Annotated in this window: 7 protein-coding genes; 3 read left to right on the top strand and 4 right to left on the bottom strand. The window is 33.8% G+C overall.

Translation table 11 applies throughout. The features are described 5' to 3' along the window. Nucleotides 1–456, bottom strand: a 456-nt coding sequence (locus BBH99_RS07050; protein WP_131799200.1) for a tetratricopeptide repeat protein, incomplete at its 3' end; no start/stop codon positions are given. Nucleotides 457–925: 469 nt separating this feature from the next. After that, nucleotides 926–1,285: a prevent-host-death protein gene (locus BBH99_RS07045; protein ID WP_066693887.1), complete on the bottom strand. Its 360-nt coding sequence runs from the start codon at nt 1,283–1,285 to the stop codon at nt 926–928. A gap of 322 nt (nt 1,286–1,607) precedes the next feature. Here BBH99_RS07045 and BBH99_RS07040 point away from each other — a divergent pair, with 322 nt between their 5' ends. Further along, on the top strand, nt 1,608–2,729 hold the full coding sequence (locus BBH99_RS07040) for a lactonase family protein (protein ID WP_317041486.1): 1,122 nt from the start codon (nt 1,608–1,610) through the stop codon (nt 2,727–2,729). Nucleotides 2,730–2,755: 26 nt separating this feature from the next. Here BBH99_RS07040 and BBH99_RS07035 read toward each other — a convergent pair whose 3' ends face one another. Continuing rightward, a complete protein-coding gene (locus BBH99_RS07035) occupies nt 2,756–3,961 on the bottom strand; it encodes an MFS transporter (protein WP_066693885.1) in 1,206 nt (401 codons plus the stop codon). Between the two features lie 88 nt (nt 3,962–4,049). Further along, entirely contained in the window at nt 4,050–4,961 is a 912-nt protein-coding gene (locus BBH99_RS07030) for a helix-turn-helix domain-containing protein (RefSeq protein WP_066693884.1), read from the bottom strand. A 547-nt stretch (nt 4,962–5,508) separates the two neighbouring features. Here BBH99_RS07030 and BBH99_RS07025 point away from each other — a divergent pair. Both BBH99_RS07025 and BBH99_RS07020 read left to right on the top strand, forming a co-directional pair. Further along, entirely contained in the window at nt 5,509–5,685 is a 177-nt protein-coding gene (locus BBH99_RS07025; RefSeq protein ID WP_027381692.1) for a histone H1, read from the top strand. 225 nt (nt 5,686–5,910) lie between these two features. After that, a partial coding sequence (locus tag BBH99_RS07020; protein ID WP_066693882.1) for a carboxypeptidase-like regulatory domain-containing protein occupies nt 5,911–7,051 on the top strand: 1,141 nt, incomplete at its 3' end.

The raw sequence follows: 7,051 nt of genomic DNA, 5'->3' as shown, positions 1-7,051 counted from the left end.
AACTGCTTTTTCAGATTCAATATACTGCTTGTTTGCATAATATACCTTTGCCTTTAAAAGCCAGAGCCCTTCAGATTGAGGGTGATAAGATAAACCCTTGTCCAGGATTTCAATGGCTTTCGGATATTGATCGTTCCAGTATTCCAGGGAAGCATACGCTATGAAATAGTCTTCATCCCTTACATCCCTTTTTCCAAGTTCATCAAAAACAGATCTTGCCGATTTCAGGTCCTTGTTCCATGTGTATATTCTTCCTAAAAAGATAGAAATATCAGTATAGTTAGGTGCTTTTTCAAGAGCTTGTTTCGCCAATGTGATGGAAGTTGGATAATCTTTGTTATCAAATGCTGCCGTTCTGGCCTTTACAAATAACTCATCAGCAGAGAGGGTTTGCTGGCCATATATTTTTAATGGAAGCAACATTATTAAAGCAACGTATCCAAGATTTATTCTCATCGGAGTGAAATGGTTAATTAATTTTACCGGTTAATTGTATCTTTATAACAAATATATTGAACTTTTTATATATGTGGGAAGAGATAATGAAGTCAAATTTGTTTTTTTATTCAAAAATAATATATTACTTATATTGAATTTATAATTAAGTATTATTGTGAACAATATTTTGTGGATGAAAAGAGGTAACCAAACATTGTAAATATTTATCTTGAACAAAAACCTGCCGAAATAATATATGCCAGCAAGGTTTCTTTATCTGGAAATAGATAATTATAATATGGCCTGGAAGTTTTAAAGCTTCCAGGCTTATTCTGTAAAATGATTTCAGTGGTGAAATTCAGTAACTTTACTGTGAAAATATTTTTACATCATTGGCCAGATCTAGGAAAATGGCTAATGAAGAAAAATAAATTGATAATGATTGACTCCAAAGGAATGGGGTATCAATGAAGACCAATGGCAAAAATTAATTAAGATTATAGTTTGCAATCACCAGGCTTAATATGAAATGCACATAGTTCTGATCCGTTTCCTGTCTGTTAATCAGCTTATTTTTATATTCGTAAGAATTTAGTGCCTGTGTTAATTTCTGATAAGTCTCAAAATTCTCATCTTTAATTTTCACCCTTATATTACCATCTTTCCTGTTAATCAATTCATTATCCAAGGTTCTTACTTTAAATAAAACATTAGATAATTTCGGACGGAAATTCATTGCCCCGATATATCTTTCAACAATATTGATCTTGAAAGTATCAAATATGATGTTGTGAAAAACAATTTTAGAGTTAGGCTCCTGAGTATTGAGCTCGAGCTTATAATTCATTATAATTTAAATTTTAGTAAAAATAGGCTTAATTATACCAATAATATTGCCTTGTTAATAGATCATCCTCATAATCATGATAGTACAATATCTGTCATTAGAATGAATGAGTAAAGATAAAGTTTTTTATTGATAAAAATGTAGGGGGAGATGAAATATAATATATAAATACCTACTTGTGAAATATGATAAAACCAAACAATACCCTATTATAAGGGAGTTTGAAAATTATTTTCAATATTTAAGATTTTCCTTCAAAGAAAATATTTAAATTTATAGTCTTCTACAACATTTCCATAATATTTAAAAGACGAATAAAAAATTGAAGAAAATAATAAGTACAATGCTTGTCATTGTAGCTGGTGTGAAATTATGTGCGCAAAACACCTATGTGTTTTTGGGTTCATTTAACCATGATAAAGAAACAGAAGGGATCTACGTCTATGAGTTAGATACTGTTAAAGGAAAGCTTTCTAAAGTAACTTCTCTAAGAGGAGTTCTAAATCCATCGTTTTTAACACTGTCACAGGATGGTAAATATGTTTTTGCCTGTACTGAAAGTAAAACAAAAAATGCCGGTAGTGTAAGCAGTTTCAGGTTTGATCCTGAAAAGAAATCCCTTACTTTTATCAGCAGTCAGAAGACAGGTGGAGAAAACCCTGTTTATCTCACAGCTCATAAGAATGGTAATTGGCTGATTAATGGCAACTATACCGAAGGAAGTGTTTCTGTATATCCCATTTCAGAAAACGGAGTGATACAGCCTAGAATACAGAGTTTCCAGTTTTCAGAAGGAAGTGTAAATCCGGATAGGCAGGATCGAGGGCATATTCATTCAACCGTTTTTTCTCCTGATTTTAAGTATGTGTTTCTGCCGGATCTGGGTGCCGATAAAATCTGGGGTTATCAATTTGAAACGGATAAGAAAGAACCGCTAACAGAAGCTGAAAAGCCTTTCACTCCAACTTCTTTGGGAAGTGGTCCCAGACATTTTACTTTTCATCCTAACGGAAAATATGCCTATTGTATCGAAGAAATGGGTGGAGCTGTAAGTGTTTACCAATATGATAACGGAAAACTGGAACCTCTGCAGAGAATTAATACCCATTCTGATCAGTTTAAAGATAATTTTGAAAGCTCAGATGTTCATATTTCTCCTGATGGGCACTATCTATATGCTTCCAACCGGGGAAATGAAAACAATATTGCCATATTTTCAATTTCAGATGATGGCACATTGAAAACCGTAGGATATCAATCCACAAAGGGCAAACATCCAAGAACCTTTACCATTGACAGCTCCGGGAAATTCTTAATTGTAGCTCATCCAGTGAGTGGGACCGCTGTTGTATTTAAGCGGAATGCAGAAACAGGATTATTGAAAAAAATAGGCAGGAAATTAAAACTAAACGGGGTTTCTACAGTACAGATCAGGAAATATTAACCCAAACAGAAATAAAAAAGCAGAGATCAATTCTCTGCTTTCTCTTTTTTAACCGCCTGATGCATAATCAGGATCACTGAAAACAACAGGATTGCAATAATAAGGTATCGCCAGGAAAGTCCCTTCTGTTCAGTTACCGTTCCACTTACGGAAATAATAAAACTGGTAACTGAAGTGATCACATATACCAGACCTCCCATCAACCCGCCGGCAGTGCCTGCATTTTTAGGAAAATACAGCATACTCGTTGTGAAGAACGATGTAAATAAAACTCCCGAACAGATATGAATAAAAAAGGCAAAAGGAATCATGATATAAAGGCTTTCTGCAAAATAGCTGGTAGCAATTAATCCTGTAATCAATATCAATTGAAGGATAATGGGCAATAAAATCCTTGATTTAAAATCTAATCCCAGTTTGCGTTTTCCAATAAAACCTCCGATCATCCATGAAAAACCTAAAATCAGAGTACAGTATCCAATCACTACCGGCGTAAAATGAAAGGTATTTTCAATAATAAATGGTCCGGTAATATTGAAAAGCATAACAATAGAATAACTCAAACCTAAAATTATGATTCCTAACATAAAGATCTTGTTTTTAAGCATCATTGAATACAGACTGATATTCTCAGAAAGGTCCAGCTTCTTCTTTTGTGGGAGACTTTCACCGCTGAAGAACCATTCAAACAGAAATAAAAATCCTGCATAAAAGGCAAGAAAATAAAAGTTAGCATGCCAGTTGAATAACTTTTCAAGATAACCGCCCAGAAAAGGGGCCAGAATAGGGCCGCAGGACCATGCAATGGTAAAATAACTCAGATAGTGTTTTACCCGTTCAGTATCATAAATGTCTACAAAAATGGCGCGGGTGGCTACAACCAGTACAGAAACTGCAATTCCCTGCAGAATACGGAGCAGGCATATTAATAAAATACTGTTGGTGAGGGTAATAAAAATGCTGCTCAGTATCAAGACCAATAAAGCAACCAATTTAGGACGGTAACGTCCGATACTGTCCAGGATTCCCCCTACAAACAGCTGGGAAATTCCATAACTCAGCAGGTAGGAAGTTAACGTAATTTGTATATCTTTTTCAGAAACCATCATTTCCTTGGCCATAGAAGGGAAGGATGGCAGGTAAATATCAGTGACAAACCCAGAGAGTGGGATAGACACAAAGGCCATAATGGTTATTAATCTGATGCGTTTCTCAGATGCTTCTCTCAACATATTCATTCATTTTTTACTATGCAAAAATACTTCAAGAATAGAATATTGAGTTTTAAAAGACAAAGTAAAAATTACAAAATTCAAATATTTAGAAAGAATTTTTAAATTTCAATGGAGAAGTCTCAGCATGCTTTTTAAAGAAGTTATTAAAATGAGAAGGCTGTTCAAAGCCAAGCGTATAGCCAACCTGGGCGATATCCCAATTCGTATATTTGAGTAGGTTTTTGGATTCTTCAAATATTTTTTCCTTAATAATATGGGTAGTGGTAAGACCTGTAACAGATTTTACCGATGAATTCAAGTGGTTCACATGCACATTAAGATGATCTGCAAAATCAGAAGCTGTTTTTAAAGCTAAAGGATAGGCAGGAGAATCCAGGGGGAACTGTTTATTAAGAAGTTCATCAAATAACCTGTACAGACGCACATTGGCAGGAAGCTCATTAAGGCTTACATCCTCAACCCGGTTTTGAAGAGCAAGGTGCAGAACAGAGGCCAGGTTGCTTTTAATACCACTACAGCGGAAAGGATAAGTAGAATGATTCAGCTTGTACATCTGCTCAAAATACATGGTAGCCAGTTGGATCTGTTCCTCATCTAAAAAAATAAAAGGTTTACTCCATTCTTTAAACAATGAAGTCTTTTTAAACAGGTTAAATTCTGAATTGACATTGAAAAACTCCTGGTTGAACAGACATGAAAATCCTTCCTGGAAATTATCTTCACATTCCCAGGTGTAAGGAATATTGGGCGATGGTAAAAAGAGAACAGGACGGTCAACATACGTAGTATGAGAGCCATAATGAGCTGTCCCTTTTCCTATGATAAAACAGATTTTATAATAATCACGCCGGTTATAAGGACTTTTAAAACTGCAGTATTTCCTTGGGATAATATTGAAATGGGTTTTTCCTGTCTCAAGATCAGCATCAGATACTTCAAGAATGTTTCTGCGGGTACGTTTGTAGTAGTCTTTAATGGTTTCCAGTTGATCGCTCATAATTCCAGAATTATAAAAATCAAAGATATACAAATCTTTTGGTTTTAAGATTTACCTGTGATAGTTTTTATGATTGATATTGATTTAAGTTCTTCACTAATTACTGCTGATCTGCTTTTATAACAGAAATCTGAAGCTGAAACGGTTATTCTGGCCTTAGCTTTATTGTAGAATAGAAGGATAAAGCATCCGATGCCTTCTTCATATATAATAGACCTGTACTTTTTAATTTTAATAGGTATGGAGTTGTTTTTTCAAAATTTAAGACTGCTTATAGCTCGTTTTGAAATAGAAACTTTAAAAGTCCAGAGCTTAAAATTAATGCAATAGAAATTGTGAGAAAAAAGAACGAAAAGAAGCCGGTGGAATTTGATCTACTAATGATTATAAGAAGTTTTTTATGAAATTGAGAGGGCAAAAATCGATAAAAATCGGTTCAAGGATAGAAATATGTTAAAATTTCAATCATTTTGCCCAAACTTTTTTCTTTGCTACTAGGCTGGAATCACCATAAAACCTATATTTGCAGCCTAAATTTTTAAATATAATGAAAGAACTAATTGAAAAAATCAACGCAGAATTTGAAGCGTTCACTACTGAGGCAAACCAACAAGCGGAAAAAGGAAACAAAGCAGCTGGTACAAGAGCTCGTAAAGCAGCTTTAGAATTAAGCAAATTGTTCAAGGATTTCAGAAAAGTTTCTGTAGAAGAATCTAAGAAGTAATTCAACCTTTAGCCGGCTTTTGTAGCCGGTTTTTTTATGTCCGTATCGCAGCCGGCTGCTCTCTATTTCTCAAAAACATCCAAGACTTCAATTAAAAAGTGAGAAGTCTCAAATAAATTCAATCCTTGTTGATTTTATTTTTTGGAGTTCAAATATTAAATTTTCTCTTTTGGAGTATTTATGACCCGTATAATTTGTATTTTAGAAATATCAATTACACGAAATATGATGAAGCATTCGTATTTGCTGTTTATTCTGTTTTTTAATCTTTTCTCAGCCCAGAAACTTCAGGTAATAGAGTCTGAAAATGGGAAACCAATTCCTAATGCAAGAATTCTTCTGCACAATCAGATTGTGTATACTAATGAAGATGGTTTTGCTCCCGTAGATCAAAATTCAGTAAACTTTGAAATTTCTGCATCGGGATTTCAAAAGACAACAATCCGGGAATTTTACTCTCCAATAAAACTGAAAAGAGGCTATAAAAAAATTGATGAAGTAAAACTGATAAAAGTAGATTTGAAAGAAATCTTTGAAGATGTTGCCAGGAATTACAGAAAGAGATATTATAACGAACCTTCCCTTTATGATGTTACTTATAAAGAAAAAAGGAGTGATAATAACCAAATCCATTTTTTAGTCATTGCAGAAACAAAATTATGGAGCAAAACTAATTTTTACAATCATAACAAATCCTTTGATAATAACCTCCAATTGCAGCTGAATAATGTGAAATATTTCAAAGATCTAAAGTCAGACAGCATTTTTGTAAAGGGAATAAAAAAATTCTCTGAAGAATATATGGGGAATTATTTCTTTAATTTCGAATTAAACAGAACACTGGCCCATGTAAAGAATAAGGCATCGAAATATTCCGGATGGATATTTTTCGAGCAGGGCAATGAACAGTTAATCACATTTAATATCAAGTCAGGATTAGGCATTGAGCTGAAGGGAGAAATGAAATATAATAAGGCTGATAAGGTGATTACTTACTTTGAAATTCATTATTTGCAGGATCAGTATCCAATGGTTAAAAGAAGAACGGGAGGTGGGGAAGAATTTGACTATCAGCTAGGAAATGCAATACTTGCTTTTGATTTTTACAAAAACGGAGGAGTATATGTTCCTGCTATGAGCAGGATTGAAGCCAATAAATATGTTGCTTATTATAAAGGCCTTAAACATGAAAGAAAAATCAGTAGAGAGCTTATTTACAACACTTTTAAGAAATCAGATGAAAAAGGGTTAACTCCCAGAGTCGCTTTTGATAAAGATATCTGGGATAATATCTCGGTAAAAGAAAATAAAAATACAACCATTTTACTTACCGGGGAAGAGCAGGCTTTCATTGATAAAAAGTTAC

Source organism: Chryseobacterium contaminans, from assembly GCF_001684955.1.
Classification (GTDB): Bacteria; Bacteroidota; Bacteroidia; order Flavobacteriales; family Weeksellaceae; genus Chryseobacterium; species Chryseobacterium contaminans.
Note: the sequence above shows the minus strand (reverse complement) of the source record. Positions and strands in the feature narration are given on the sequence as shown.

Coding starts and splice junctions, on each gene's coding strand:
- BBH99_RS07045 (WP_066693887.1), bottom strand. CDS start 1,285: ATGAATTATAAGCTCGAGCTCAATACTCAGGAGCCTAACTCTAAAATT.
- BBH99_RS07025 (WP_027381692.1), top strand. CDS start 5,509: ATGAAAGAACTAATTGAAAAAATCAACGCAGAATTTGAAGCGTTCACT.
- BBH99_RS07030 (WP_066693884.1), bottom strand. CDS start 4,961: ATGAGCGATCAACTGGAAACCATTAAAGACTACTACAAACGTACCCGC.
- BBH99_RS07035 (WP_066693885.1), bottom strand. CDS start 3,961: ATGTTGAGAGAAGCATCTGAGAAACGCATCAGATTAATAACCATTATG.